Below are 26554 nucleotides of genomic sequence, written 5' to 3' on the forward strand. Positions count from 1 at the left end.
CTACATGAACGACCGCTACGGCAGCCCCAACGCCGCCTGGGCGTTCTGGCAGACCCACCACTGGTACTGAGCCGACACCGGCACCACACCACCGAAGGGCCCCGGGAACACCCGGGGCCCTTCACCCATCCCCCACCCAGCAGCGGACAGTGCGGTCGTCCGGTGAGGCGGGAGACCACGGGCAGAGGAAGGATCGGGGGCACCATGACGTCGGTCGCGGTGCGGCTGTGCCGGGGCCCCGACCGGGGCCCCGGCGTGGCGCGTCAGCTGACGGCGAGGGTCAGCTGGGCGGTGTGGAGGGTGCCACCGGTCCGGAACTGCAGGAAGAGCCGCCAGTTGCCGGACCGGGCGAGTTCGGCGTGGAAGGGCAGCGTCGGCCCGCCGTGGTCCCCGGTCACCTGGACCTGGGGGTGGAGGTGGGCGAACGCCTGGTCACCCTCGTGGAACGCGGTCAGGTGGGCATAGCTGTCCAGGTAGGGCTGGAGGTCGGTGACAGGGCGGCCGTTCCGCGTGATGGTGACGGTCAGGGGGTGAGCCATTCCGGCCATGAGTTCACCGGCGACCCGGACGGTGTAGCCGTCGACGGCAGTGGTGGACGCGGCGGCCGGCAGCGGGGTGTCGGCGTGGTCGCCGGGGACGGTGACCGTATGGCTGAGGACGAGGTCATGGCCTGCTCCGCTTCCGCCCGCGGGGGTGAAGGAGGCGTAGACGCGCCACCTGCCGGGGGTGAGGGCGGCGAGCGGCGCGGTCCAGGTGCCGTCGGGTGCCATGGCCGGGTGGATGTGCTGGAAGCCGGTGAGGTCGGAGCGGACGGCGTAGAAGTGCATTCGCTCGGTCTGGTCGAGGGTGAAGTCGGTGACCGGCCTGCCGTCCGGGCCCATGACGGTGAAGCGGTAGGCAGTCGGCATCCCTGCCGCGAGCCGGGAGGTGGCGGGCGCCAGCCGGTAGCCGTCCTGCGTGTCGGAGAGCCCGTCACCGGTGTGCATACCGGGCATGTCGTGGTCCATGCCGCTCGACGAGGACGTCGTACTCGGGGTGGCGGACGCGACGGCGGGCATCCCGGACATCCCGGGCATGGAGGAGTCGTGGGAGGCGGTCGAGCCGCAGGCCGCCAGGGTGAGGGCGAGGGCGGCGGAAGCGGCAGCCGTCGCACAGGCGCGGCGGCGGGAGGTCAGGTGGACGCGAACGGTCATCGCGATGGAGTCCTTCTGGACGTGCGTGCACCCGATCAGGGCGCATGCCGGAAGTGGACAGGGGGCCGTGCCGGAGTCCCGGAGAGTTACCGGGGCCCGGAGGGGCCTGTCACGTCCGCGCGATGCACACCTGTGCCAGCAGGCGCCGTCCTGCTCTCGGCGGCCCGCGGCGCGTGGCGCCGCCCACCCGGGGAACGGCGCCGACGAGAACCGCCACGATCCCGACGGCGACGGTGATCGCGACGAGGCCGAGCGGCAGCGCCAGATGGTCCCGCGCGGGGGTGGAGACGCACAGCACGCCGCTCGCATGGCGGCCGCCGGACGCATCAGCGACGACGGCGCCGGGGCGGTCGGCGGCATGGGCGTGCTCCGCGGCTGCGTCGGCGGCGCCGTCGTCCGCCATCGCCGCCGAGACGGCGGCGGGTGCCGAACCGTGGCAGCCGGTGGCTGCCGCGGCGGGGCTGCCGTGCATGAGGAACAGGCCGAGCAGCAGCAGCCAGACGAAGCCGAGCCGGGCATCAGCCCGCCCTGGCCGGCCAGCGCTTCGTGCCACTGCTCGCCCCTTCCTGGACGACGTCCGCATGGTGTCCCGAGAATACCCGGCCGGGGTATCGGCCGCCCGGTGGCCGCGCCCGTACGGGGCAGGACGCCGGTCGGGGGCACGCGCTCACGCCCGGGGCGGTTCGGTCGTACCCGGCGTACAGCAGGCCGGTGCCGGATTCCACAGCCAGCCGTGGCCCAGGCGGCGCGGGGGTACCCACTGGGTCGCGGTGGGCAGGGTCGAGTGCGATGCCGCAGCGCTGTCCGGGGCGCAGGGGACGACGGTGTCCGTCCCGAAGGGGTGGATCCCCGATACGAGGAGGACCGCGCCACGTCCGCCACAGCAATCAGGCCGGTCGAAGCGACTTTCTGCCGCTTCGACCGGCCTGATGTGGTCGGTTGACCATGGTGTCCGAGGGGGGACTTGAACCCCCACGCCCGATAAAGGGCACTAGCACCTCAAGCTAGCGCGTCTGCCATTCCGCCACCCGGACAGGGTGTGTGCCGCGGTTCCCGTGCTGTTCCCCGTGGCGACATGGAAAGAATACCAGGCCCTGAGGGTGCCGCTCACCTGCGTTTCCATCGTCGGGATGGGGCGAAACGGGATGGATGATCTCTTAGCGGGTATGGGTGCACCAGTTCGGACAGCTCGCCCGACAGGCCGTGGAGGTCGCAGTGCGCAGAAAACAGGACAAGGACCGGGTCGCCCCCGAGGCCCGGCTGCATCGGAACTTCGGGTTGCTGGTGGCGCTGGGCTCGCTGCTGGTCATCGCGGGCATCGTGGGTCTGATCTACACCGGGGTGGCCACGATCACCACCGTGCTGCTGTTCGGTTGCCTGCTGCTGATCGGCGGGGTGGTCGGGCTGGTGCACGCGGTGCAGTCGCGCAAGGACAACTTCTTCTGGCTGGGTGCCGCGGTCGCCGCGGTCAATCTGGCGGCAGGCCTGGTGATGGTGCTCCATCCGAGGGTGGCCGCGGTGGCGCTGACGCTGTTCGCGGCGCTGCTCTTCCTCACGGCGGGTGTCTTCCGGGTGGTCGGCGGGCTGGCCGTACGGGGGCCCCAGCTGGGGTGGACGATCTTCCTCGGAGTGCTCGACCTGCTGCTGGGCGCGCTGGTGCTGGCCGCATGGCCGACCAGTTCCCTCTACACCCTGGGCCTGTTCTTCTCGCTGGCCCTGCTGTTCGACGGCCTCGGGCTGCTCAGTACCGGTCTGAGCGGCCGGCGGGTGCTCGCCCAGGTGGACGAGGAACGGCGGCGGGACGAGGTCGACTCGTACCTCGCGGGCCGCGAGGACGCCAGGAAGGCCGGGATCCGGGAGCGGGAGTCGCACGGCGGCGGGGCCGGGACGACGCGCCCCGGCCAGTCCGGGCCGTCCGACCATCCGCCGACCCCGCCGATGGGGATCTGACCGGATCGATCAGTGAACCGATCGAAGAGTGAGGCAGAGTGAGCTGAATTCGAGCAATTAGCGTCTTGACGGGTCCCGATCTGCCGAGTTGCGATCAGCCACCCGTGGGCTGCGGCCGCGCTCTAGCCTCGGAAAACGAGGGCGAACCCCGTGTCCGAGGTGTGTGAAGGGCGGCTTGATGTGATGCAGATCAGCGGGGGCGCGCCGAGCGCCCCCGGCGGCACCGGGCCCGGCCCGGTGGAGGGGGTCTGGCGGTTCGCCGCCCCCTCCCAGGAGTCCTCGGTCCCGCAGGCGCGGCATGCGGTCCGCGATCTGCTCACCGCCCAGGGCCTGGCCGGGCGGCCGCTCTACGAGGACCTGCTCCAGGGGCTGCTGCTGATCGTCTCGGAACTGGTCACCAACGCCGTGAAGCACGCGGCCGTGCTCTCCCCGCAGATAGTGGTGGAGGTGGTGATCGGCGGCGGCTGGGTGCGGGTCTCGGTGGAGGACAGCCACCCGTACCGCCCCAAGGCGCTCCACAACGACCACGGCCGCACCGGCGGGCGGGGGCTGCTGCTGGTCAAGGCGATCGCCCAGGAGGCGGGCGGGGCCTGCGACGTGGACCGCACCGTCAACGGCGGCAAGGTGGTGTGGGCCTCGCTGCCCATCCCCGTCGCCCGTATGGAACCGGCACTGCCCAGCCCGGCCTCCGCCTACCCGGTCCTCCCCGGCCCGGCAGGCGCGCCGGAGCGGCCCCTGCCGGGCCGTCCGGCGCCCTACGGCGGCTGAGCCGGGGGAGCCCCGCCCCAGCCGCCCCGGGCTCACCAGTCCACGCCGGTGATCTCCCGGATCGTCGGCAGCGCCCCCTGGAGGACGGTCTCGAACCAGACCGAGAACGGCCGCTCGGCGCGCAGCGCCGCCAGCTCCCCGGGCGTGACGAAGGCGGTGTCCTCCACCTCCGCCGGATCGGGCCGCAGGGGAGCGGTGGCCAGCCCCACGAAGAGGTGGTTCCACTCCCGCTCGATCAGCCCGGAGGCGGCGTCGGGCAGGTCGTAGCGGACCGTCCCGGCCTCCCGCAGCAGCGCCGGGGCGACCCCCAGCTCCTCGGCGGTACGGCGGGCGGCGGCCACGAACGGCTGCTCGCCCGGGTAGGGGTGGCCGCAGCAGGTGTTGGACCAGACACCGGGGGAGTGGTACTTGCCGAGCGCACGGCGCTGCAGCAGCAGCCGCCCCTCGGCGTCGAAGAGGAAGACCGAGAAGGCCCGGTGCAGACGGCCGGGCTCCTGGTGGGCGGAGAGCTTCTCCGCGGTGCCGATGGTGCGGCCCTGGTCGTCCACGAGCTCAAGCAGGATCTCCGGCGCGGCAAGGGCGTCGCCCGGTGCACCGTCGACGGTGGCTGGGCTCGTGGTTCCGCTGGTCGGCATATGGCCCCTTTCGGCGCGAGGACCGGTCGCCGCCCGCGCCGTGTGCGCGGACCCACCCGCCCGGTCCGGCGGTTCGGCTGGGCGCCCCACCTGCTGCCACCGGGGCATACGGGTGTGGCGCCGATGCCCCAGTCTGCCGTACGGGGCAGCCGTGGTTCGCCCGACGCACGCATCGGGACCGGCGCACCGAAGCCCTCGTGGCGGGCGGTGGGGCGGATGCCACCGGGTGCGCGGGCGGTGCGGGGTGCCGGGTCCCGGGGGGACGGTGCTGGGCCCTGCGTTGACGGGTGCCTGCGGGGAGCCTGCGGAGGGCGTCTGTCCGGCCGTTCGGCGGCGGTGCCACGGGGGCGGGCCGTCGTCCACAGGCGCTCGTCGTGCGGCCCGCGCACTCCCGGAAGGGCCCGGTTCCGCCTTGTCCCGGGCCGCCCGGCGGACCGGCCCCGCCCATGGGGGACCCGGCGACCCGGGCCGACGGCCCCGTGCCGCCCACAGGCCTGCGAGCGCCGCCGTGACCCACTGCCTCTCCCCCGGGCGGGAGCCACCGGCCCCGCCGCCGCGCCCCGACCGGCGCCTGCGGCCCCGCCCTGTCCGGCGTCCGGCGGCTGCCACCGCGGCGCCCGGAGGGAAAGCCGCTGTTCGGGCAGCGCGCGGAGAGCCGTCGAGAGGGCCCGTGCGATGGCTTGTCCGGGGCCCCCGGAGTCGGCAAAGATGATCGACACGGGTGTTTCGGCACCGCTCGGACCCGGAGGGCTCCCCCTCTGTTTCCCCGGACTTCATCCGATAGCCTCTGCCGACGCACCACCACCGGGCCGTGCAGCGGCCCACGGCCTGCCTGCGATCGTCCGGGCGGGCGGCTGCCCCGCACCTCCAGGGAGTGAGTTCCGCTGTCCACCGCCATCCTGACCGGCCCCGACCCGGGCGGCATCGCAGAGCCGGACGGTGGTGCGCGGCAGGCGCTCCCCGCAGACCTCGCCGCGCTCGGCTACCGCCATGTCCTGGACGCCGCCGGCCCCGCCGAGCTGGCCCGGCTGCTGGCCGAGGCCCCGGCGGGCGAGCGGGTCGCCGTGGTGGACCGGCGCTTCGTCGGCCACCGGCACGCGCTGCGGCTCGGTCTGACCGACCCCCGCTTCCCCGCAGCCGCGGTGCCCGGCGCGCTCACCGCCGACGGGCCCGAGGCCCGCGCCGCGCTCGCCGGCGCCGCCCAGCGGCTGGCCGCGAGCACCTCCGCCGCGGGAGGCGGCGCCACCCTGGTGCTGCCGTCCCCCTCGGAGCAGGGGACGGACCCGGGCGCCGCGACGGTGATGCTCGACACCTCCGCGGCCGACGAGGGCCGCACCGTGATGGTGGACAGCGCGGCGGCCGACCGGGTCGCCGTGGCCGTCCTGCCCGACACCCTGGCGGCGGCCCTTGAGGCGGCCGGGACCGAGGTGTACCGCCCGGAGCTGGGCGAGCTGGTCGCCGCGGTCCCCGCCGACGACGCCGACCGCGGCCACGCGGCGCGGCGCACCGCCGCCGTCGACGAGGAGGCGGTGCGGCTGAGGCGCGCGGTGAAGTCCCGGGACGGCTTCTTCACCACCTTCTGCATCAGCCCCTACTCCCGCTACCTGGCCCGCTGGTGTGCCCGCCGCGGCCTGACGCCCAATCAGGTCACCACCGGCTCGCTGCTGGTGGCGCTGCTCGCCGCCGCCAGTGCGGCCACCGGCACCAGGCCCGGGTTCGTGGCCGCCGGTGTGCTGCTGATCGCCTCGTTCGTGCTGGACTGCACCGACGGCCAGCTGGCCCGCTACTCGCTGCAGTACTCCACTCTCGGCGCCTGGCTGGACGCCACCTTCGACCGGATCAAGGAGTACGCGTACTACGCCGGCCTGGCCGTGGGCGCCTCCGTCGGCGGCGACGACGTCTGGACGCTGGCGCTGGGCGCGATGGTCCTGCAGAGCTGCCGCCATGTCGTGGACTTCGCCTTCATGGAGGCCAACCACGACGCGGCGGGCAACTCCAGCCCCACCGCGCAGCTCTCCAACCGGCTGGACCGGGTGGGCTGGACGGTGTGGGCACGCCGCATCGTGGTGCTGCCGATCGGTGAGCGCTGGGCCCTGATCGCGGTCCTCACCGCGCTCACCACCCCGCGGACCACCCTGGTGGTGCTGCTGATCGGCTGCGCCTTCGCCGCCTGCTACACCACCGCGGGCCGGGTGCTGCGCTCGGTCACCCGGCTGCGGGCCCGTACCGACCGTGCCGCCGACGCCCTCGCCGAGCTCGCCGACTCGGGCCCGCTCGCGGAGCTCGGCGCACGCCTGCTGCGTCCGCTCGCGCGCCGGCTGCCCGCGTACGCGACCCCTGCCATCGCCGTCGCCGGTGCGGCGCTGCTGCTGGCCGGTGTGCTGCTGGGCGGCGCCGGCACCTGGTGGGCGGTGGCCGCGGCCGTCGGCTACCTGGTCACCTCCTCGCTGGCGGTCGCCCGCTCGCTGCGCGGCCCCCTGGACTGGCTGGTGCCGCCGGTGTTCCGCGCCGCCGAGTACCTCACCGTGCTGGGCCTGGCCGCCCAGCTGTCCGGTCCGGCCGTGCCCGCCGCCTTCGGGCTGGTCGCGGCCGTCGCCTACCATCACTACGACACGGTCTACCGCATCCGCGGTGGCACCGGGGCGCCGCCGCGGTGGCTGGTGCGCGCAGCAGGCGGCCACGAGGGCCGGGTACTGCTACTCACCGTCGCCGCCGCACTCGCATACGGCGGCAGCCCGCACGGACCGGCCGGCGCCCGGCTCCCCGGAGCCCACGCGCTGCAGGTCACCCTGGCGGCCATGGCCGCCGTCCTGGCGCTGGTTGTCCTGGCCGAGAGCATCCGCTTCTGGGTCTTCGGCGGCGAAGCGCCGGCAGTCCACGACGAAACAGGAGACACCGCATGATCGGCCTCGTTCTGGCCGCCGGCGCCGGCCGCCGCCTGCGCCCGTACACCGACACCCTGCCCAAGGCCCTGGTGCCGGTGGACGGCGAGACGACCGTCCTCGACCTCACCCTCGGCAACTTCGCCGAGGTCGGTCTGCGGGACGTCGCCGTCGTCGTCGGCTACCGCAAGGAGGCCGTGTACGACCGCAAGGCCGCCCTGGAGAAGAAGTACGGCGTCACCCTCACCCTGGTCGACAACGACAAGGCCGAGGAGTGGAACAACGCCTACTCCCTGTGGTGCGCCCGCGACCTCTTCAGCGAGGGCCTGGTGCTCGCCAACGGTGACACCGTCCACCCGGTCTCGGTGGAGCAGACCATGCTGGAGGCCAACGAGCGGCTGACCGCCGCCGGTGCGCAGCCCGGCATCCTGCTGGCCCTGGACACCGTCAAGCACCTCGCCGACGAGGAGATGAAGGTCATCGTGGACGCCGAGAAGGGCGTCCAGCGGATCACCAAGCTGATGGACCCGGCCACCGCCACCGGCGAGTACATCGGCGTCACCCTGATCAACCCCTCGGCCGCCGCCGACCTCGCCTCCGCCCTGCAGGCCACCTTCGAGCGCGACCCGCAGCTCTACTACGAGGACGGCTACCAGGAGATGGTCGACCGCGGTCAGCGGATCGACGTCCAGCCGATCGGCGAGGTCTCCTGGGTCGAGATCGACAACCACGACGACCTGGCCAAGGCCCGGGAGATCGCGTGCCGGTACTGACCCGCCTGATCCCGTCGCCGGTCGTCGTCGACATCCGTGCCGGAGCACTGGACGACCTCGCCACGGTCCTCGCCGACCAGCGACTGTCCACCTCCGGCCGGATAGCCGTGGCGGTCAGCGGCGGGTCCGGCGCCGCCCTCCGGGGGCGGCTGGAGCCGCAGCTGCCGGGCGCGGACTGGTACTCGGTCGCCGACGGCACCCTGGACTCCGCGGTGCTGCTCGCCGACGCCGTTCGGGCCGGCCACTACGACGCCATGGTCGGCCTCGGCGGCGGCAAGGTCATCGACGCGGCCAAGTACGCCGCGGCGCGGGTCGGCCTGCCCATGGTGGCGGTGGCGACCAACCTGGCCCACGACGGCATCTGCTCGCCGGTGTCCACGCTGGACAACGACGCAGGCCGCGGCTCCTACGGGGTGCCCAACCCGATCGGCATCATCGTCGACCTGGACGTCATCCGCAGCGCCCCCAAGCGCTTCGTGGCGGCCGGGATCGGGGACGCGATCTCCAACATCTCCGCCTGCGCCGACTGGGAGCTCTCCCAGCGGGTCACCAGGGAGCCGGTGGACGGCCTGGCCATCGCCATGGCCCGGTCGGCGGGCGAGGTGCTGCTGCGCCACCCCGGCACCCTGGAGGACACCGAGCTGCTCACCGCGCTGGCCGAGTCCCTGGTGCTCTCGGGCATCTCCATGAACATCGCCGGCTCCACCCGGCCGTCCTCGGGGGCCTGCCACGAGATCTCGCACGCGCTGGACATCCTGTACCCCAAGCGGTCGGCCCAGCACGGCGAGCAGGTGGGCATCGGCGCGGCCTTCGCGACCTTCCTGCGGGGCGACCGGGAGGGCTCCGGCCTGATCGTCCAGACCCTGGCGCGCCACGGACTGCCCGTGACCGCCGAGGAGATCGGCTTCTCCGAGGAGGAGTTCACCGCGGCGGTCCACTACGCACCGCAGACCCGCCCCGGCCGTTTCACCATCCTCGAGCACCTCGACCTCGACACTTCTGCCATCAGGGACGCGTACTCCGACTATGTCCATGCCGTCAACAGCTGAGCCGACCCGCACGCACCGCCCCTCCGTCGAGGAGCTGCGCGCCGCCGTCCACCCCGAGGGGCTGCTCGACCGCCGCAGCGGCGAGCACTGGGCGGGCCGCATCTACATGCGGCGGATCTCCCTGCGGTTCACCCGCCTGCTGGTGAACACCCGGGTCACGCCCAACAGCCTCACCTATCTGATGATGCTCACCGGCATCGTCGCGGGTGCCGCGCTGCTCGTCCCCGGGATCGCCGGCGCCGTCCTGGGTGCCGTCCTCATCCAGGTCTACCTGCTGCTGGACTGCATCGACGGCGAGGTGGCCCGCTGGCGGCGGCAGACCTCGGTCACCGGTGTCTACCTGGACCGGGTCGGCCACTACCTCGCCGAGGCGGCGCTGCTCACCGGCGCCGGACTGCGGGCCGCCGACCTGTTCCACCGCGACGGCGGAGCCTCGCACTGGGAGTGGGCCTTCCTGGGCACGGTGGCCGCGCTGGGCGCGATCCTGATCAAGGCCGAGACCGACCTGGTGGACGTCGCCCGGATCCGCAGCGGCCTCTTGGCCGTGCAGGACGCCGCCTCGGTGCCGCGCTCCTCGGGTGTCGCCAAGGCCCGCAAGGCGGCGGCCGCGCTGAAGTTCCACCGGCTGGTGGGCGGTGTGGAGGCCTCGCTGGTGCTGCTGGCGGTGGGCATCGCCGACGCGGTCCACGGCGATCTGCTCTTCACCAGGATCGCGGTCGCGGTGCTCGCCGCCATCGCCCTGGTGCAGACCCTGCTCCACCTGGCCAGCATCGTCCTCTCCAGCAGGCTGCGATGAGCGCGGCCCTGCCGGCGGCGGGCGGCGGCCGGACGGAGCGCGACGGCTTCCGGCTGGGCGCGGTCGTGCTCACCATGGGCAACCGGCCGGTCGAGCTGAACGCCCTGCTGGAGTCGGTCGCCAAGCAGCGCGGGCCCGCGGTCGAGGTGGTGGTGGTCGGCAACGGCGCCCCGCTGCCGGCGCTGCCCGAGGGCGTCCGCACGGTCGAGCTGGAGGAGAACCTCGGCATCCCGGCCGGTCGCAACGTCGGCATCGAGGCGTTCGGCAAGGACGGCTGCGAGGTCGACGCGGTGCTCTTCCTGGACGACGACGGGCTGCTGCCCGGCGACGACACCGCCGAGAAGCTGCGGGCGGCCTTCACCGCCGACCCCGGGCTCGGCATCGTCTCCTTCCGGATCGCCGATCCGGAGACCGGCACCACCCAGCGCCGCCACGTCCCGCGGCTGCGCGCCTCCGACCCGCTGCGCTCCTCGGTGGTCACCACCTTCCTCGGTGGCGCCTCGGCGGTGCGCAGCAGCGTCTTCGCGCAGGCCGGCCAGCTCCCGGGCGAGTTCTTCTACGCCCATGAGGAGACCGACCTGGCCTGGCGCGCCCTGGACGCCGGCTGGTCCATCGAGTACCGCGCGGACATCGTCCTGTACCACCCGGCGACCCTGCCCAGCCGGCATGCGGTGTACCACCGGATGGTGGCCCGCAACCGGGTCTGGCTCGCCCGCCGCAACCTTCCCGCCCTGCTGGTCCCGGCCTATCTGGGCACCTGGATCCTGCTCACTCTGGTTCGCCGACCCTCCCGTGCCGCGCTGAAGGCGTGGATGGGAGGATTCCGTGAGGGCTGGCGGACGCCCTGCGGGCTGCGCCGGCCCATGCGGTGGCGTACTGTGTGGCGGCTGACCCGGCTCGGTCGTCCCCCGGTCATCTGATCACGAGATCCTCATTTGACCTGCGGACCCAGGCCCGCGAAGATCCCCGTTGCAGCAGCAACGGCACGATTGCAGGAGAGCGCCCGTTGAACGGAAGCCGGACCTGCCGATCTCGCATAGGACGAAAGTGTCAACAGTGAGTGAGCACATCCGCCCCGTAGCGGTGGCGGGAGGCCCTGACCAGGGCCTGAGCCCGGCGCAGCTCGCCGCCAAGTACGGCCTGTCGGTGAGCGGCGCGCGCCCGAGCCTTCCGGCGTACATCCGGCAGCTCTGGTCGAGACGGCACTTCATCGTGGCGTACTCCACGGCGCGGCTGACGGCCATGTACACCAAGGCCAAACTCGGTCAGCTGTGGCAGGTGATGACCCCGCTGCTGAACTGCGCGGTCTACTTCCTGATCTTCGGGCTGCTGCTGAAGACCGGGCGGGGTACCCCGCACTTCATCCAGTTCCTCTGCATCGGCGTCTTCATCTTCACCTTCACCCAGAACGCGGTGATGGCCGGCACCCGGTCCATCGCCGACAACCTGGGGCTGGTGCGGGCGCTGCACTTCCCGCGCGCCTGCCTGCCGATCTCCTTCACCATCATCCAGCTGCAGCAGCTGCTGTTCTCGATGATCGTGCTGCTGGGCATCGTGCTCTTCGCCAACCCGCCGCTGATGGCCTGGGTGCTGGTACTGCCCGCGCTGGGGCTGCAGTTCGTCTTCAACACCGGACTGGCGATGATCCTGGCCAGGGTGGGTGCCAAGGTCACGGACACCGCGCAGCTGATGCCCTTCATCCTGCGCACCTGGATGTACGCCTCCGGCGTGATGTTCAACATCCAGAACATCGACGTCCCCTCCTGGGCCCGGACCCTGCTGGACGTCAACCCCATCGCGGTCTACATCGACCTGATGCGCTACTCCCTGCTGCGGTCGGTGCACAGCGACATCCTGCCCGCGCACGTCTGGGGCTGGGCGATCGGCTGGGCGGTCGTCGTGGGCCTCGGTGGGTTCGTGTACTTCTGGAAGGCTGAGGAGGAGTACGGCCGTGGCTGAGGCACCGACCATGACCGAGGACGCCGGCACCATCACCCGGGAGCGCATCCCGACCGTGATCGTCGACGGCCTGCACATCGTCTACCGCGTGCACGGCGCGGGCAGCGGCAAGGGCAGCGCCACCTCGGCGCTGAGCCGCATCGTCTCCAAGCGGCGCTCCCCCTCGGTGCGCGAGGTGCACGCCGTGCGCGGGGTGACCTTCACCGCCTACAAGGGCGAGGCCATCGGCCTGATCGGCTCCAACGGCTCGGGCAAGTCGACCCTGCTGCGGGCCATCGCGGGCCTGCTGCCGGCCGAGCGCGGCGCCGTCTACACCGACGGGCAGCCGTCGCTGCTGGGCGTCAACGCGGCGCTGATGAACGACCTCACGGGTGAGCGCAACGTCATCCTCGGCGGCCTGGCCATGGGCATGAGCCAGGACGAGATCAAGTCCCGCTACGAGGAGATCGTGGACTTCTCGGGGATCAACGAGAAGGGCGACTTCATCTCGTTGCCGATGCGCACCTACTCCTCCGGTATGGCGGCCCGGCTGCGGTTCTCCATCGCCGCGGCCAAGAGCCATGACGTCCTCATGATCGACGAGGCGCTGGCCACCGGTGACGCCAAGTTCCAGCGCCGCAGCGAGGAGCGCATCCGCGAGCTGCGCAAGGAGGCCGGCACCGTCTTCCTGGTGAGCCACAACAACAAGTCGATCCGCGACACCTGCGACCGCGTGATCTGGCTGGAGAAGGGCGAACTGCTGATGGACGGGCCCACCGACGAGGTGATCAAGGCCTACGAGAAGGAGAACAAGCGCTGACGCGCGGCTCCTCTCCCACCGCCGCGGCCGAGGGCCGGGGACGGGGTGCACACCCCGCCTCCCCGGCCCTCGGCCGTCGGTGATTCCGGCCGGGGATCACCCCGTGGCAGCCGCTGTCGTCACCCCGGCCTAGAGTGAGTGCACACCCCGGCGAGCCGGCGCAGGTTGTGCTCTCGCGGGGGTGAGGGCGTGTCCGCTGTGTGCACGCCGTCAAGATCGGTGTAGAACGGGGGAGTGACGCCAGTGGTGGCTTCGGCCCATTCCGAGGGGGCGCGCGGCCCGGCGCCGCGACCTGCCGGCAGCCAGGCGGGCGGTCGCCGGTGACCGCGGACGGACGTACGGCCAGTCCCGGCGCGCCCGTGGAGGGCGCGGTACTGGGCAAGGCGGCGAGGGAGAACTTCCCCGTCGCCCCCTTCTTCCTGCCCGCAGCCTGGCGGGACGACCTGATGGCGGTCTACGGGTTCGCCCGGCTGGTCGACGACGCGGGCGACGGCGACCTGGACGACCCGCAGCGGACCGCCGACCTGCTCGGCGTCGACACGCCCGTCCCGCAGACCCGCACCCGGCCCGGCACCGCGCTGCCCTCCGAGGAGGAGACCGAGTTCCGGCTGGCCCTGCTGGACGGCCTGGAGCGCGACCTGGACCGGGTCTTCGCCATCGTGCTGGGCACCGGCGGCCTGGAGCAGGCCCGCCACCCCCTGATGCGCGCGCTGGTACCACTGGTGGAAAATCGCGGGCTCAGCGCCGAACCCTTCCGTAACCTGATCCAGGCGAACCGGGTGGACCAGCAGACCGTCCGGTACGCCCGCTACGAGGACCTGCTGGGCTACTGCGAGCTGTCCGCCAATCCGGTCGGTCGGCTGGTGCTGTCCATCGCGGGCGTCTCCACACCCGAACGGGTGGAGCGCTCGGATGCGATCTGCAGCGCACTGCAGGTGATCGAGCATCTGCAGGACGTTGCGGAGGACCGTGCGAGGGGGAGGATCTATCTGCCCGCGGAGGACCTGGACCGATTCGGCGTGACCGAGACGGACCTCGCCGCCCCCACCGCGAGCGAGCGGGTGCGTGACCTGGTCGCCTTCCAGGCACGTCGAGCAGGGACCCTGCTCGATCATGGCGCACCACTGGTAGGTAGCGTGCGGGGGAGGCTCAGGCTGCTGCTCGCCGGTTTCACCGCCGGAGGGCGCGCCGCCCTGGGGGCGATCCACGCCGCCGGGTACGACGTACTGCCGGGGCCGCCCAAGCCCGCCAAGAGCCGTCTCCTGCGGGAGGCTGCGGCCACATTTGTGAAGGGAAGGTGAGCCCCGGGGTGGCGGCATCACCACTGGCGTCCGCGCAGGTCATGGCGGCATACCGGTACTGCGAGGCAGTCACCGGTATGCAGGCGCGCAACTTCAGCTACGGGATCAGGCTGCTGCCGGAGCCCAAGCGGCTGGCCATGTCCGCGCTCTACGCCCTCGCCCGCCGGGTCGACGACATCGGCGACGGGGACCTCGCGCCCGAGCGCAAGGCCGAGCTGCTCGGCCGCACCCGCGCCCTGCTCGACGAGGTCCGCGCCGGTGAGGTGCAGGAGGACGACACCGACCCGATCAAGGTCGCCCTGGCGGACGCCGCCGAGCGCTTCCCCGTCCCGGTGGACGCCTTCGACGAGCTGATCGACGGCGTGGAGATGGACCTGCGCGGCGCCGAGTACGCGACCTTCGAGGACCTGCGCACCTACTGCCGCTGTGTGGCGGGCTCCATCGGGCGGCTCTCGCTGGGCGTCTTCGGCTGCACCGACCCCAAGCTCGGCGCCGAGTACGCCGACACCCTGGGCCTGGCCCTGCAGCTCACCAACATCCTGCGCGACCTGCGTGAGGACGCCGCCAACGGCCGCACCTACCTGCCGGCCGAGGATCTGGCCAGGTTCGGCTGCGAGTCCGGCTTCGACACCGCCCGCCCCCCGGCGGGCGCCGACTTCACCGGGCTGGTCGCCTTCCAGGCCGCACGGGCGCAGCGGTACTTCGAGGAGGGCCTGCTGCTGCTCCCGATGCTCGACCGCCGCAGCCGGGCCTGCACCGCGGCCATGGCGGGCATCTACCACCGGCTGCTGCAGCGGATCGCGGCGGAGCCGGAGTCGGTGCTGCGCGGCCGGGTGTCGCTGCCCGGATGGGAGAAGGCCTATGTGGCGCTCTCCGGCCTGGCCGGAGGGCGCTCTTGACCGCAACACCGTCACCGGCCGCCGCCGCGGAACCGCGCGGACGGGCGGACGCGTCCACAGCGGTGCGATCGCCGCGGCGCGGCGACCGCACCCGGGGGGAGGGGCGATGAGCGGCGCCGTACCGCAGGACCGTGCCGCGGCGGTGGTCGTCGGCGGCGGTCTGGCCGGCATCACCGCCGCACTGCGGCTGGCCGAGGCCGGGCTGGCCGTCACCCTGGTCGAGAACCGCCCCCGCCTCGGCGGGCTGGCCTTCTCGTTCCGGCGCGGCGACCTGACCGTCGACAACGGCCAGCATGTCTTCCTGCGCTGCTGCACCGCCTACCGCGGCCTGGTCACCCGGCTCGGCGCCGACCACCTGGTGAGCCTGCAGCGGCGGCTGGACGTGCCTGTCCTGGATGTCGCAGCAGCGCCTTCCCGCGGGAGCGGGACCGACGGCCTGCGCCTGGGACGGCTGCGCCGCGCGGCGCTGCCGGTGCCGCTGCACCTGGCCGGCAGCCTGTCGCGCTACCCGCACCTGGGCACCGCCGACCGCCTGGGCGTGGTGCGGGCGACCCTCGCCCTGTGGCGACTGGACCTGTCGGATCCGGCCCTGGACGAGCAGTCCTTCGGCGACTGGCTGCGCGCGCAGGGGCAGTCCCGCCGCGCCGTCGAGGCGCTCTGGGACCTGGTCGGCGTCGCCACCCTCAACGCCACCGCGGACCAGGTGTCCCTGGCGCTCGCCGCCATGGTCTTCAAGACCGGCCTGCTCTCCGACCCCGGAGCCTCCGACATCGGCTGGGCCGACGCCCCCCTGGGCGCCATCCACCACGACGCGGCGCTGGACGCCCTCCAGCAGAGCGGGGTACGGGTCCTGCTGCGCGCCAGAGCATCGGCGCTGAAGTCATCCGCCGGGGGCCTGGAGGCGGACGCTCCGGGCGGCGGTGACGCCCCCTCCCAAGGTTCGAATACGTACCGCCCGGCCGGGTCCGGCCACGACCGGCACTCCGTGCGGGTGGAGGGCGACCGGCTGCCCGCCGGCGGCGAGCTGCTGCACGCGGACGCCGTGGTGCTGGCCGTACCGCAGGATGCCGCAGCCGACCTGCTCCCCCCGGACACCATCGACGACCAGCAGCGGTTGCGCCGGCTCGGCACCGCGCCCATCCTCAACCTGCATGCCGTCTACGACCGCCGGGTGCTGCGCAGGCCGTTCTTCGCGGGCCTCGGCACACCGGTCCAGTGGGTGTTCGACCGGACCCGGCACTCCGGGCTCGCCGAACGGGACCAGCGCGCCCAGTACATCGCCGTCTCCCAGTCGGCGGCGCAGGAGGAGATCGACCTGCCCGTCGCCGAGCTGCGCCGCCGCTATCTGCCCGAGCTGGCGCGGCTGCTGCCCGCCGCGCGCGACGCCCGGGTGCTGGACTTCTTCGTGACCCGGGAGCGCAACGCCACCTTCGACCCGGCTCCGGGCAGCGCCCGGCTGCGGCCCGGCGCCCGTACCCGTACACCGGGCCTGGTGCTGGCCGGAGCATGGACCGCCACCGGCTGGCCCGCCACCATGGAGGGCGCCGTCCGCAGCGGACACAGCGCCGCCGACGAGGCGCTCGCCGCGCTCGGCGGACGCCCCGCGGGCACGGCCCACACCGCGGGGAGGTGGCCGCAGTGAACCGACCGACCGCGGCCGAACCGGCCCCGCCCTCGGCACACCGGCGGAGTCGCCCCGCCGTCACGGCTCGGCCCGATGCGGCGTCACCGCCCACGGCAGGCCACCTGTCCACGACGGAGCACACGCCCGCCGCGGACCACACACCCCAGGGAGAGGGAATGCGCGTGGATTCACGCCTCGACTCGCAGTCCACGGAGGCCGCGCTGACGGTGCCGGACCTCCTGGAGCGCGGACGCACCCTGTGCACCCCGCTGCTGCGCGAGGCCGTCGGCCGGCTTGCGGCACCCATGGACACCGTCGCCGCCTACCACTTCGGCTGGATCGACCGGGACGGCATGCCCAGCTCCGGCGACGGCGGCAAGGCGGTGCGCCCGGCTCTGGCGCTGCTCTCCGCCCAGGCCGTGGGAGCCGACCCGCAGACCGGCGCCGCGGGCGGTGCCGCGGTGGAACTGGTGCACAACTTCTCACTGCTCCACGACGACCTGATGGACGGTGACGAGACCCGCCGCCACCGCGCCACCGCCTGGACCGTCTTCGGCCCGGCCCAGGCCATCCTGGCCGGCGATGCGCTCTTCGCCCTCGCCACCGAGGTGCTGCTGGACGCCCCCGACGGCTCCGCCGTCCAGGCGTCCGCCGCCGCCCGGGCGGTACGCCGGATCACCACCGCGACCCGCAAGCTGATCGACGGCCAGGCCCAGGACCTCTCCTTCGAGCACCGCGACCGCGTCACCGTGGAGGAGTGCCTGGAGATGGAGGGCAACAAGACCGGCGCCCTGCTGGCCTGCGCCTCCTCCATCGGCGCGGTCCTGGCCGGCGCCGACGACCGCACCGCGGACGCCCTGGAGCGCTACGGCTACCACCTGGGCCTGGCCTTCCAGGCGGTGGACGACCTGCTCGGCATCTGGGGCGCCACCGAGGTCACCGGCAAGCCGCACTGGGGCGACCTGCGCCAGCGCAAGAAGTCGCTGCCGGTCTCCGCCGCCCTCGCCGAGGGCGGCAAGGCCTCGCTGCGCCTGGCCGAGCTGCTCGCCGACCCCGAGGGGCGGGGCCACGAGGACGAGGAGCAGCTCGCCGTCAGGGCCGCCCTCATCGAGGAGGCCGGCGGCCGCGCCTGGACCCAGGACGAGGCCCGGCGGCGCCATCAGACCGCCCTCGCCGCCCTGGACGAGGTGCCCATGCCGGATGCGGTGCGTCAGCACTTCGTCGCACTCGCCGAATTCGTCGTCGTACGGGAGAGGTGAACCCAAGGTGACAACAACCGCGGACGGCCGGCTCGACCCCGAGTACGATCCCGAGCCGGTCGCGGTGAAGAGTCCCCCGCAGGAAGCGGGGGCATCCGCTGGCGACCCGGCCGCCGCCGAGGGGGCCGCGGCGGCCCCCGCAGGCGCCCCGGCGCCGACCCCGCGGGCGGTGGCCGCGGCGGCGCTGGAGCGCGCCACCGCCCATCTGCTGTCGCTGCAGAACGAGCAGGGCTGGTGGAAGGGCAACCTCGAGACCAATGTGACCATGGACGCCGAGGATCTGCTGCTGCGGCAGTTCCTGGGCATCCGCACCGATGAGCAGACCCGCGCCACCGCCCAGTGGATCCGCTCCCAGCAGCGCGAGGACGGCACCTGGGCCACCTTCCACGGCGGCCCGTCCGAGCTCTCCACCACGGTGGAGGCCTATGTCGCCCTCAAGCTCGCCGGTGACGACCCGCAGGCACCGCACATGGCCTCCGCCGCGGCCTGGATCCGGGAGCACGGCGGGATCGCCGCCAGCAGGGTCTTCACCCGGATCTGGCTGGCGCTCTTCGGCTGGTGGCCCTGGAGCCGGCTGCCGGAGCTGCCCCCCGAGGTCATGTTCCTGCCCAAGTGGGCCCCGCTCAACATCTACTCCTTCGGCTGCTGGGCCCGGCAGACCATCGTGCCGCTGACCGTGGTCTCCGCGCACCGCCCCGTCCGTCCGGCCCCCTTCGCCCTGGACGAGCTGCACAGCGACCCGGCCGACCCCTTCCGCACCCCGCCGATGGCCTCGCCCACCAGCTGGGACGGCCTCTTCCAGCGGCTGGACCGGGTGCTGCACGCCTACCACCGGCACGCGGTGGGCCCCCTGCGCCGGCTCGCCCTGGGCCAGGCGACCCGCTGGATCGTGGAGCGCCAGGAGGCGGACGGCTGCTGGGGCGGGATCCAGCCCCCCGCGGTCTACTCGCTGATCGCCCTCCACCTGGAGGGTTACGACCTGGCGCACCCGGTGATGAAGGCCGGACTCGCCGCCTTCGACCGCTTCACCGTGCACACCGAGGACGGCGGCCGCTGGCTGGAGGCCTGTCAGTCCCCGGTGTGGGACACCTGCCTGGCCACCATCGCGCTGGTGGACGCCGGGCTGCCCGCCGACCACCCCGCTCTGATCTCCGCGGCGGAGTGGATGCTCGGCGAGGAGGTGCGACGGCGCGGCGACTGGGCCGTCCAGCGGCCCGGGCTGCCCGCCGGCGGATGGGCGTTCGAGTTCGACAACGACACCTATCCCGACATCGACGACACCGCCGAGGTGGTCCTGGCACTGCGCCGGGTGGCCCACCCGGACCAGGAGCGGCTGCGGGCCGCGGTGGAGCGCGGAGTCGCCTGGAACCTGGGCATGCAGTCCAAGAACGGCGCCTGGGGCGCCTTCGACGTGGACAACACCAGCACACTGCCCAACAAGCTGCCGTTCTGCGACTTCGGCGAGGTGGTGGACCCGCCGTCCGCCGACGTCACCGCCCATGTGGTGGAGATGCTCGCCGACGTCGGCAAGGCCCGCGACCCCCGCACCCGCCGGGGCGTGGAGTGGCTGCTTCGCGAGCAGGAGACCGACGGCTCCTGGTTCGGCCGCTGGGGCACCAACTACATCTACGGGACGGGCTCGGTGGTCCCGGCGCTGGTCGCCGCGGGCATCCCCACCGCCCACCCCGCCGTCCGCCGCGCCGTGCGGTGGCTGGAGGAGCACCAGAACGCCGACGGCGGCTGGGGCGAGGACATGCGCTCCTACGAGGACCAGGAGAAGTGGTCCGGACGCGGGGAGTCCACCGCCTCGCAGACCGCCTGGGCGCTGATGGCCCTGCTGTCGGCGGGGGAGAGCGGGGAGGCGGTGGACCGCGGCGTCGCCTGGCTGGCCGCCACCCAGCTGCCGGAGGGCACCTGGGACGAGCCGCACTTCACCGGCACCGGCTTCCCCTGGGACTTCTCCATCAACTACAACCTCTACCGCCTGGTCTTCCCGGTGACCGCACTCGGCCGCTACCTCCACGGCGTCCCCCGGCCGGAGGCCGGCGGCCACCCGGTGCGCTCCCTGACCGCCCCCCTCGCCGCGGCCTCCGGGACCCGGGGCGACGGGTCCGGCGGCGAGGGCAGCGGGGCGAGGGGCGACCGATGACCCCGACCGACCCGGTCGCCCCAGCCGCCGCACCGGCGAACCGGCCCGCACCCCCGCTGCTGGTGGTCTGCGCGCTGGGGGTGGAGCGCTGGGCGCTGCGCGGCGGCGACTGGTCCGGCGGCAAGGCGGTGCTGACGGCCACCGGAATGGGACCGCTGCGCGCCCGAAAGGCCGTCACCGCCCTGCTGGGCGACGGCGGCGGGGCCTACGGCGGGCTGCTGGCCGTCGGGTTCTGCGCCGCCGCAGGACGGGGAATAAGCCCTGGGGACGCCGTTGTTGCCACCGGGGTGCGAGACGAAGGGGAGTGCTCGATCGAGATCCCTTCGTCGGCCCTGCTCGCGCGCCTGCTGCGGGAGCGGGGCATGACCGTGCACACCGGTCTGCTGCACTCGGCCGACCAGGTGGTGCGCGGCGCCGAGGCCCGCGCACGGCTGCACGCCGCCGGTGTCACCGGCATCGACATGGAGACCGCGGCGGTGCTCTCGGCCGCCGGACGGACCGCGCCCGGGCTTCCGGTCGCCGCCGTACGCATAGTCGTCGACACGCCGGAGCGTGAACTGCTGCGCCCGGCCACGGTCCCGAGCGGAGTGCGCGCTTGGCGCGCACTCCGCTCCACCGTGCCCGCCCTCACCGCCTGGCACCGGACCGTGGCCCCCCGGCCCGGCGCGGCGGCCCCGGCGGGCGACATCGACCGCAATCCCGCAATGCCATCCGTTACCCCTATCCGGACGCTCCCTCAGGAGGCGAGCTAGCCATGGCCATGCCGCTGCGCCAGACCGCGCGGATCAGCACGTACCTCCTCCAGCAGAAACTCCTGAAGCGCCGGGACAAGTTCCCGCTCATCGTGGAACTCGAGCCGTTGTTCGCCTGCAATCTCAAGTGCGAGGGCTGCGGCAAGATCCAGCACCCCGCCGGGGTGCTCAAGCAGCGGATGCCCGTCGCCCAGGCGGTGGGCGCGGTGCTGGAGTCGGGCGCGCCGATGGTGTCCATCGCCGGCGGAGAGCCGCTGATGCACCCCCAGATCGACGAGATCGTCCGGCAGTTGGTGGAGCGGCGCAAGTACGTCTTCCTCTGCACCAATGCGCTGCTGCTCCGCAAGAAGCTGGACAAGTTCACCCCGTCGCCCTACTTCTCCTTCACCGTGCACATCGACGGGCTGCGGGAACGCCATGACGCCTCGGTGGCCAAGGAAGGCACCTTCGACGAGGCGGTGGCGGCCATCAAGGAGGCCAAGGCCCGGGGTTTCCGGGTCACCACCAACAGCACCTTCTTCAACACCGACACCGCGCAGAGCGTCGTCGAGGTGCTGGACTACCTCAATGACGACCTGCAGGTGGACGAGATGATGATCTCGCCCGCCTACGCCTACGAGAAGGCGCCCGACCAGGAGCACTTCCTCGGCGTCCAGCAGACCAGGGAGCTGTTCAAGAAGGCGTTCGCGGGCGGCAACCGGCGCCGCTGGCGGCTCAACCACAGCCCGCTGTTCCTGGACTTCCTCGAGGGCAAGGTGGACTTCGAGTGCACCGCCTGGGGCATCCCCAACTACTCGCTCTTCGGCTGGCAGCGCCCCTGCTATCTGATGTCCGACGGATACGTCCCGACCTACCGGGAGCTGGTCGAGGGCACCGACTGGGACAAGTACGGCCGCGGCAAGGACGCACGCTGCGAGAACTGCATGGCCCACTGCGGCTATGAGCCCACGGCCGTCCTGGCGACCATGGGATCGCTCAAGGCGTCCATCCGCGCCGCCCGGGAGACCGTCGCCGGCAACCGCGGCCACTGAGGACCCGTCACCTCCACCAGTGCGGCGCGGGGCCGCCCCACCCCGCGCCGCACGGCTCCTCCCCGTGCGGCTCCCGCCTGCCCGGGTTCTCCCTTCACCCCGTCCTCTCACACCGTTCCCCGAAGCACTGATCCGCCGTTCCACAGTGAGGGTGAAACATGACCGCGATCTCGCTCGGTATTCCGTCCATGCCGCTTCAGCCGCTCGCCGTTCGCCGCAGGTCGCGGCAGATCATGGTGGGGAGTGTGCCGGTGGGTGGTGATGCGCCGGTGTCCGTGCAGTCGATGACGACGACGGTGACGGCCGATGTCAATGCGACGTTGCAGCAGATCGCGCAGTTGACGGCGTCGGGGTGTCAGATCGTGCGGGTGGCGGTGCCGTCGCAGGACGATGCGGACGCGTTGCCGGCGATTGCGCGGAAGTCGCAGATCCCGGTGATCGCGGACATTCACTTCCAGCCGAAGTATGTGTTCGCTGCGATCGATGCGGGGTGTGCGGCGGTCCGGGTGAATCCGGGGAACATCAAGCAGTTCGACGACAAGGTGGCGGAGATCGCGAAGGCGGCTTCGGCGGCGGGGACTCCGATTCGGATCGGGGTGAATGCGGGGTCGTTGGACCGGCGGTTGCTGGAGAAGTACGGGCGGGCGACTCCGGAGGCGTTGGTGGAGTCGGCGTTGTGGGAGTGTTCGCTTTTTGAGGAGCACGGGTTCCGGGACATCAAGATCTCGGTGAAGCACAACGATCCGGTGGTGATGGTGAATGCGTACCGGCAGTTGGCGGCGGCGTGTGATTATCCGTTGCATCTGGGGGTGACGGAGGCGGGTCCGGCGTTCCAGGGGACGATCAAGTCGGCGGTGGCGTTCGGGGCGTTGCTGGCGGAGGGGATCGGGGACACGATCCGGGTGTCGTTGTCGGCGCCTCCGGTGGAGGAGGTGAAGGTGGGGATCCAGATTCTGGAGTCGTTGAATCTGCGGCAGCGGGGTCTGGAGATTGTGTCGTGTCCGTCGTGCGGGCGGGCGCAGGTGGATGTGTACAAGCTCGCGGAGGAGGTGACCGCGGGTCTTGAGGGGATGAATGTGCCGCTGCGGGTGGCGGTGATGGGGTGTGTGGTGAACGGGCCGGGGGAGGCGCGTGAGGCGGATCTGGGTGTGGCGTCGGGCAATGGCAAGGGGCAGATCTTCGTCAAGGGTGAGGTGATCAAGACGGTGCCGGAGTCGAAGATCGTGGAGACGCTGATCGAGGAGGCCCTCAAGCTGGCCGAGGGCATGGACGAGCAGGGCGAGCCCACCGTCACCCCCGTCGGCTGAACCGCCGGCCGGTCCCCGCACGGGCCGGACGGCATGTGCTGTCGGGCCCGTGCGGGCCGGGTATCGGCCGCCCCCGCGCGGCCGCGGCCACCTGCGAGGTAGGGTGCCTCCGCAGTGTCCGTACCCTCGTGTGTCGGGACCCGCGCCGCGGGACCCCCTACCGGACGGCCCGGAGCTGCGGCATGGGCAGCCCGACTGCAGGTGAGGCGCGCAGATGCTGGGAAGTTCGATGTCGACCACCAGGGTCCTCGATGCGACGGATCTCGAGGACGCCCTCGACGTACTGGACCGCGACCCGGTGGCCAACGCCTTCGTCGCGGCCAGGGTGCAGGTGGCAGGGCTCGACCCCTGGCGGCTCGGCGGCGAGATGTGGGGCTGGTACGACGACGCCGGACTGCTGGACGCCCTCTGCTACGCCGGGGCCAACCTGGTGCCGGTGAGCGCCGGACCGGAGGCCGTACGGGCCTTCGCCGACAGGGCCCGCAGACAGGGGCGGCGCTGCTCCTCCATCGTGGGGCCCGCCGAGCCCACCGCGGAACTGTGGTCGCTGCTGGAGCCGGGCTGGGGTCCGGCCCGCGAGATCCGCGCCTGCCAGCCGCTGATGACCGTCACCGAGCCCTGTGCCGACATCCTCCCGGACCCCCGGGTCCGCCGGGTGCGGCGCGACGAGATCGAGCTGCTGATGCCGGCCTGCGTCGCGATGTTCACCGAGGAGGTGGGCGTCTCCCCCATGTCGGGGGACGGCGGCCTGCTCTACCGCGCCCGGGTCGCCGAACTGGTCACCGGCGGGCGGGCGTTCGCCCGCTTCGAGGACGGCCGGGTGGTGTTCAAGGCCGAGATCGGCGCGGTGACCGACCGGGCCTGCCAGATCCAGGGCGTCTGGGTCGCCCCCGACCGCCGCGGACAGGGGCTCTCCGAGACCGGGATGGCCGCGGTGGTGCGGTACGCCCTGCAGGAGGTCGCCCCCGTGGTCAGCCTGTACGTCAACGACTTCAACCGCCCCGCCCGCGCCGCCTACCGCAGGGTCGGCTTCCAGGAGGTCGGGGCGTTCATGAGCGTTCTCTTCTGACGGCGCGGTAACGTCCCCCGCCATGGACGACGACGTGACGATCGAGCCCATCGACCTCGCTGCGCGAGCCGACGAGGCGCTGGCGGTGCAGGCGCTCGCCTTCGGGCTCACCGACGAGGAGATCGCGGTACGCCTGCAGATCGTCGCCCGCCATGCCGGCCAGCCCGGGGTGATCGCGCTGGGCGCGTTGCACGGCGGGCAGCTGGTCGGCTTCGGCTACGGGATGCCCAATGACCGCTCGCAGTGGTGGAGCACCGTCATCGAGCCCTATCTCCGGGCGCGCGGCACCGACGGCTGGCTCGACGGCTCGTTCTCCGTGACCGAGCTCCATGTGCTGCCGGCCTGGCAGGGGCGCGGGCTGGGGAGCGCGCTGATCGGGGAGCTCTGCAGACGGTCCGGGCTGCCCCGGTCCATCCTGTCGGCCATCGACGCGGAGACCCCCGCCCGACGGCTGTACCGGTCGCTGGGGTACGTGGACCTGGCGCGGCCGGTGCTGTTCCCCAACACGGAGCGGCCCTACGCGGTGATGGGGGCCCAACTGCCGCTGCGCGGACGGGTGGTGGGCTGAGCCCGCGGCCCGCGGGTCACAGCCGGCCGGCGAACTCCAGCCACAGCTCGGCGGCGGCGGTGTCACCGGCGTCCAGGCAGCGGATCCCCGCCTCGACGGTGCGGAAGAGCGTCCAGCCGCGGAGCCGGGTCCGGTCCACCTCCAGCGAGTCGGCCAGCCGGTGCAGCCGGCGGCGGACCGCCGCCTCCGGCCCGGGGGACCCGACCAGGGTCTCCATCCGGTCACGGGCCAGCCAGGCCAGGTCCCAGGCCCGTTCGCCGACCAGCGGACGGGGGTCGACGGCCAGCCAGGGCATGCGGTCGGCGGCCAGCACATTGCCATGGTGGAAGTCGCCGTGCAGCAGGACGTGGTCGGGCCGGCCGTGGGCGGGCGGGGGAGCGGAGGCCAGCAGGCCGGCCGCGGCCTCCAGGGCCTCGTCGACCAGGGGCAGGACGTCGGCGGCGGCCACCGCCGGCAGTTCCCGTCGCGTCCGCAGCAGGTCGTGGAGGGCCCGCGCATGGTCACCGGCGTCCGGGAAGGGATGCTCGGGCGGCGGTGCCACCCAGAGGCGCTGGAGCAGTCCGGCGGCCTCCAGCATCGCCTTGGCCTCCGGCAGCGAGCGCAGCGGGATGTCGCCGTGCAGCCGCTCCAGCAGCAGCACCGCATGCTCCGGGGTGGTGTCGGCGTCCAGCAGCCGCACGGCTCCGCGGCCGTCCCAGTGGGCCAGCGCGGTGTGCTCATGGGCGGTCTCCGGGGCCGCCATGCCCACCTTGAGCGCCGCGGGGCTGCCGTCGGCGCGCCGTACGTAGACCACCAGGCTGGTGCGGCCGCCGGGTTCGCAGACGCGCTCCGCCGTGAGCTGCCAGCGGTCGAGGTAGTCGTCGGTCACGGACGGCAGCGCGGCCAGCCAGGCCGCTCCCGGCTCGCCCTTCCGTGCCCGCACGATCCGGTCGAGCCGCTGGGGGATGGAGATCGCTGCGGGCATGGTGTCCTCTCGTCGTGCTCCCCCGTGGCGCGGACGCCGTTCCCATTGTCGGTCATGGGTGCGATGGGGGGCGCGGCGAGGTGGTGCCCGGGCGGTGCCGGGCTCAGGGAGAGGGGTGCCCGGCGGTGGCGCGCTCGGGAAGGCCGGGGAAGGCCGGGCCGAGGGTGGCGCCGCGCCACTGGGCGGCGCGCAGGGCGGATTCGCGGAGGATGTCGGCGGCGGTGCGGCGCAGCCGGCCGGAGGAGGCGGCCACCAGGTCGGCGCTGACGGCGGCCAGCCGGTCCTCCAGCAGGGTCGCCAGCCGGACCGCGGACGCCGCGCCGGTGACCGGGAACGGGAGGTCGTAGCCGGCGGCGGCGGCGACCGGGGTGGCGTGGCGGGCGGTGATCTCGCGCTGCAGGGCGTCGCGGCGGGCCTGGTGGGCGGTGTACGCGGCGCGGGCGGTGGCGAGGCGGGTCCCGGTCAGATGGGCGCCGGCGACGCCGTAGCCGTAGACAGCGGCGTGCTGGGCGGCGAGGGCGGCCTGCAGTGCGGTCAGCACGGCCGGGGTGGGGGAGGCGCGCGGCGTGGTCACGGCTGGCTTTCGGGTCGGTGGGGTCGTGGGGATGGGGCCGGGGCGGACCGAACCGGGCCGGCGGGCCGGGCACCGGTCCCGGCCCTGTGCCCGGTGCTCCCTGTGTGACGTCCGTGCCGCGGCAGGGGTCCGGGCCGGGCGGCGCGGGGCTCAGGCGGTGAGGCGGTGGGCGTGGACGGCGCCGGCGGCGGCGGTGGAGGCGAGGAGGCGGGCGAGTTCGGGCGAGGCGGTGGCCAGGGCCGCGGTGCGGGTG

General features: G+C 73.2%; 24 protein-coding genes and 1 tRNA gene. 19 read left to right on the forward strand and 6 right to left on the reverse strand.

Annotated features, from left to right (window positions below; translation table 11 throughout):
- Positions 1-263: 263 nt before the first annotated feature.
- The 3 genes from AOK09_RS17510 to AOK09_RS17520 form a co-directional block, all read right to left on the reverse strand.
- On the reverse strand, positions 264-1193 hold the full coding sequence (locus AOK09_RS17510; RefSeq protein WP_055588148.1) for a hypothetical protein: 930 nt from the start codon (positions 1191-1193) through the stop codon (positions 264-266).
- Positions 1194-1302: 109 nt separating this feature from the next.
- Complete coding sequence (locus AOK09_RS17515; RefSeq protein WP_055588149.1) at positions 1303-1746, reverse strand: hypothetical protein; 444 nt, start codon at positions 1744-1746, stop codon at positions 1303-1305.
- A 393-nt stretch (positions 1747-2139) separates the two neighbouring features.
- Positions 2140-2227 (reverse strand) — tRNA-Leu (locus tag AOK09_RS17520).
- 181 nt (positions 2228-2408) lie between these two features.
- Here AOK09_RS17520 and AOK09_RS17525 point away from each other — a divergent pair.
- Together AOK09_RS17525 and AOK09_RS17530 are read left to right on the forward strand one after the other, a co-directional pair.
- Positions 2409-3143, forward strand: coding sequence for an HdeD family acid-resistance protein (locus AOK09_RS17525; protein ID WP_245687338.1), 735 nt, complete (start codon positions 2409-2411; stop codon positions 3141-3143).
- 183 nt (positions 3144-3326) lie between these two features.
- The gene (locus tag AOK09_RS17530) at positions 3327-3911 is read left to right on the forward strand and encodes an ATP-binding protein (protein ID WP_079063158.1); all 585 of its coding nucleotides are present in this window, start codon (positions 3327-3329) and stop codon (positions 3909-3911) included.
- 32 nt (positions 3912-3943) lie between these two features.
- On the opposite strand, the gene idi is transcribed toward AOK09_RS17530, so the two are convergent.
- A complete protein-coding gene (gene idi, locus AOK09_RS17535) occupies positions 3944-4546 on the reverse strand; it encodes an isopentenyl-diphosphate Delta-isomerase (protein WP_055588150.1) in 603 nt (200 codons plus the stop codon).
- Positions 4547-5469: 923 nt separating this feature from the next.
- On the opposite strand from idi, the gene AOK09_RS17540 reads away from it, so the two are divergent.
- The 17 genes from AOK09_RS17540 (at position 5470) to AOK09_RS17620 (ending at position 24763) form a co-directional block, all read left to right on the forward strand.
- Complete coding sequence (locus AOK09_RS17540) at positions 5470-7449, forward strand: DUF5941 domain-containing protein (RefSeq protein ID WP_107101362.1); 1980 nt, start codon at positions 5470-5472, stop codon at positions 7447-7449.
- Positions 7446-8201, forward strand: a complete 756-nt coding sequence (locus AOK09_RS17545) for a phosphocholine cytidylyltransferase family protein (RefSeq protein ID WP_055588152.1) — start codon at positions 7446-7448, stop codon at positions 8199-8201. The genes AOK09_RS17540 and AOK09_RS17545 overlap by 4 nt, the downstream gene beginning before the upstream one ends.
- Positions 8189-9250 (forward strand): iron-containing alcohol dehydrogenase family protein, encoded by a 1062-nt coding sequence (locus AOK09_RS17550; protein ID WP_055588153.1) that lies wholly within the window; start codon positions 8189-8191, stop codon positions 9248-9250. Before AOK09_RS17545 ends, AOK09_RS17550 begins: the two co-directional genes overlap by 13 nt.
- Complete coding sequence (locus AOK09_RS17555) at positions 9228-10046, forward strand: CDP-alcohol phosphatidyltransferase family protein (protein ID WP_055588154.1); 819 nt, start codon at positions 9228-9230, stop codon at positions 10044-10046. Before AOK09_RS17550 ends, AOK09_RS17555 begins: the two co-directional genes overlap by 23 nt.
- Positions 10043-10966, forward strand: coding sequence for a glycosyltransferase family 2 protein (locus AOK09_RS17560; protein ID WP_055588155.1), 924 nt, complete (start codon positions 10043-10045; stop codon positions 10964-10966). The genes AOK09_RS17555 and AOK09_RS17560 overlap by 4 nt, the downstream gene beginning before the upstream one ends.
- A 136-nt stretch (positions 10967-11102) precedes the next feature.
- Entirely contained in the window at positions 11103-12005 is a 903-nt protein-coding gene (locus AOK09_RS17565; RefSeq protein ID WP_055588156.1) for an ABC transporter permease, read from the forward strand.
- A 10-nt stretch (positions 12006-12015) separates the two neighbouring features.
- Positions 12016-12804 (forward strand): ABC transporter ATP-binding protein, encoded by a 789-nt coding sequence (locus tag AOK09_RS17570; RefSeq protein ID WP_055588165.1) that lies wholly within the window; start codon positions 12016-12018, stop codon positions 12802-12804.
- A gap of 320 nt (positions 12805-13124) precedes the next feature.
- Positions 13125-14105 (forward strand): squalene synthase HpnC, encoded by a 981-nt coding sequence (hpnC, locus tag AOK09_RS17575; protein WP_055588157.1) that lies wholly within the window; start codon positions 13125-13127, stop codon positions 14103-14105.
- A 41-nt stretch (positions 14106-14146) separates the two neighbouring features.
- Positions 14147-15004, forward strand: a complete 858-nt coding sequence (gene hpnD, locus AOK09_RS17580) for a presqualene diphosphate synthase HpnD (protein WP_055588166.1) — start codon at positions 14147-14149, stop codon at positions 15002-15004.
- 106 nt (positions 15005-15110) lie between these two features.
- A complete protein-coding gene (locus AOK09_RS17585) occupies positions 15111-16646 on the forward strand; it encodes a hydroxysqualene dehydroxylase (protein ID WP_055588158.1) in 1536 nt (511 codons plus the stop codon).
- A 158-nt stretch (positions 16647-16804) separates the two neighbouring features.
- Positions 16805-17887 carry a polyprenyl synthetase family protein gene (locus AOK09_RS17590; protein WP_055588159.1) on the forward strand — a complete coding sequence of 361 codons (1083 nt, stop codon included), beginning with the start codon at positions 16805-16807 and terminating at the stop codon, positions 17885-17887.
- 64 nt (positions 17888-17951) lie between these two features.
- Positions 17952-20036, forward strand: coding sequence for a squalene--hopene cyclase (gene shc / locus AOK09_RS17595; protein ID WP_079063162.1), 2085 nt, complete (start codon positions 17952-17954; stop codon positions 20034-20036).
- A complete protein-coding gene (locus AOK09_RS17600; protein ID WP_063795987.1) occupies positions 20033-20788 on the forward strand; it encodes a phosphorylase family protein in 756 nt (251 codons plus the stop codon). The genes shc and AOK09_RS17600 overlap by 4 nt, the downstream gene beginning before the upstream one ends.
- Positions 20789-20790: 2 nt before the next feature.
- On the forward strand, positions 20791-21819 hold the full coding sequence (gene hpnH, locus AOK09_RS17605; protein ID WP_055588160.1) for an adenosyl-hopene transferase HpnH: 1029 nt from the start codon (positions 20791-20793) through the stop codon (positions 21817-21819).
- A 158-nt stretch (positions 21820-21977) separates the two neighbouring features.
- Positions 21978-23126, forward strand: a complete 1149-nt coding sequence (gene ispG, locus AOK09_RS17610; RefSeq protein WP_055588161.1) for a flavodoxin-dependent (E)-4-hydroxy-3-methylbut-2-enyl-diphosphate synthase — start codon at positions 21978-21980, stop codon at positions 23124-23126.
- A gap of 229 nt (positions 23127-23355) precedes the next feature.
- Complete coding sequence (locus tag AOK09_RS17615; RefSeq protein ID WP_407675413.1) at positions 23356-24195, forward strand: GNAT family N-acetyltransferase; 840 nt, start codon at positions 23356-23358, stop codon at positions 24193-24195.
- A 22-nt stretch (positions 24196-24217) separates the two neighbouring features.
- Positions 24218-24763 carry a GNAT family N-acetyltransferase gene (locus AOK09_RS17620; protein WP_055588163.1) on the forward strand — a complete coding sequence of 182 codons (546 nt, stop codon included), beginning with the start codon at positions 24218-24220 and terminating at the stop codon, positions 24761-24763.
- Positions 24764-24779: 16 nt separating this feature from the next.
- On the opposite strand, the gene AOK09_RS17625 is transcribed toward AOK09_RS17620, so the two are convergent.
- Together AOK09_RS17625 and AOK09_RS17630 are read right to left on the reverse strand one after the other, a co-directional pair.
- Complete coding sequence (locus AOK09_RS17625; protein ID WP_055588164.1) at positions 24780-25727, reverse strand: aminoglycoside phosphotransferase family protein; 948 nt, start codon at positions 25725-25727, stop codon at positions 24780-24782.
- A gap of 103 nt (positions 25728-25830) precedes the next feature.
- Positions 25831-26301 (reverse strand): ferritin-like domain-containing protein, encoded by a 471-nt coding sequence (locus AOK09_RS17630; protein WP_245687337.1) that lies wholly within the window; start codon positions 26299-26301, stop codon positions 25831-25833.
- Positions 26302-26554 lie beyond the last annotated feature (253 nt).

The organism is Peterkaempfera griseoplana (genome assembly GCF_001418575.1).
Classification (GTDB): domain Bacteria; phylum Actinomycetota; class Actinomycetes; order Streptomycetales; family Streptomycetaceae; genus Peterkaempfera; species Peterkaempfera griseoplana.

Bases quoted from the DNA above. Each gene is read 5' to 3' on its own strand.
- AOK09_RS17545 (WP_055588152.1), top strand. From the start codon at position 7,446: ATGATCGGCCTCGTTCTGGCCGCCGGCGCCGGCCGCCGCCTGCGCCCG.
- AOK09_RS17510 (WP_055588148.1), bottom strand. From the start codon at position 1,193: ATGACCGTTCGCGTCCACCTGACCTCCCGCCGCCGCGCCTGTGCGACG.
- AOK09_RS17600 (WP_063795987.1), top strand. From the start codon at position 20,033: ATGACCCCGACCGACCCGGTCGCCCCAGCCGCCGCACCGGCGAACCGG.
- AOK09_RS17590 (WP_055588159.1), top strand. From the start codon at position 16,805: ATGCGCGTGGATTCACGCCTCGACTCGCAGTCCACGGAGGCCGCGCTG.
- AOK09_RS17625 (WP_055588164.1), bottom strand. From the start codon at position 25,727: ATGCCCGCAGCGATCTCCATCCCCCAGCGGCTCGACCGGATCGTGCGG.
- AOK09_RS17585 (WP_055588158.1), top strand. From the start codon at position 15,111: ATGAGCGGCGCCGTACCGCAGGACCGTGCCGCGGCGGTGGTCGTCGGC.
- AOK09_RS17560 (WP_055588155.1), top strand. From the start codon at position 10,043: ATGAGCGCGGCCCTGCCGGCGGCGGGCGGCGGCCGGACGGAGCGCGAC.
- AOK09_RS17555 (WP_055588154.1), top strand. From the start codon at position 9,228: ATGTCCATGCCGTCAACAGCTGAGCCGACCCGCACGCACCGCCCCTCC.
- AOK09_RS17530 (WP_079063158.1), top strand. From the start codon at position 3,327: ATGCAGATCAGCGGGGGCGCGCCGAGCGCCCCCGGCGGCACCGGGCCC.
- AOK09_RS17620 (WP_055588163.1), top strand. From the start codon at position 24,218: ATGGACGACGACGTGACGATCGAGCCCATCGACCTCGCTGCGCGAGCC.
- idi (WP_055588150.1), bottom strand. From the start codon at position 4,546: ATGCCGACCAGCGGAACCACGAGCCCAGCCACCGTCGACGGTGCACCG.
- AOK09_RS17615 (WP_407675413.1), top strand. From the start codon at position 23,356: ATGTCGACCACCAGGGTCCTCGATGCGACGGATCTCGAGGACGCCCTC.
- AOK09_RS17570 (WP_055588165.1), top strand. From the start codon at position 12,016: ATGACCGAGGACGCCGGCACCATCACCCGGGAGCGCATCCCGACCGTG.
- ispG (WP_055588161.1), top strand. From the start codon at position 21,978: ATGACCGCGATCTCGCTCGGTATTCCGTCCATGCCGCTTCAGCCGCTC.
- hpnH (WP_055588160.1), top strand. From the start codon at position 20,791: ATGGCCATGCCGCTGCGCCAGACCGCGCGGATCAGCACGTACCTCCTC.
- hpnD (WP_055588166.1), top strand. From the start codon at position 14,147: ATGGCGGCATACCGGTACTGCGAGGCAGTCACCGGTATGCAGGCGCGC.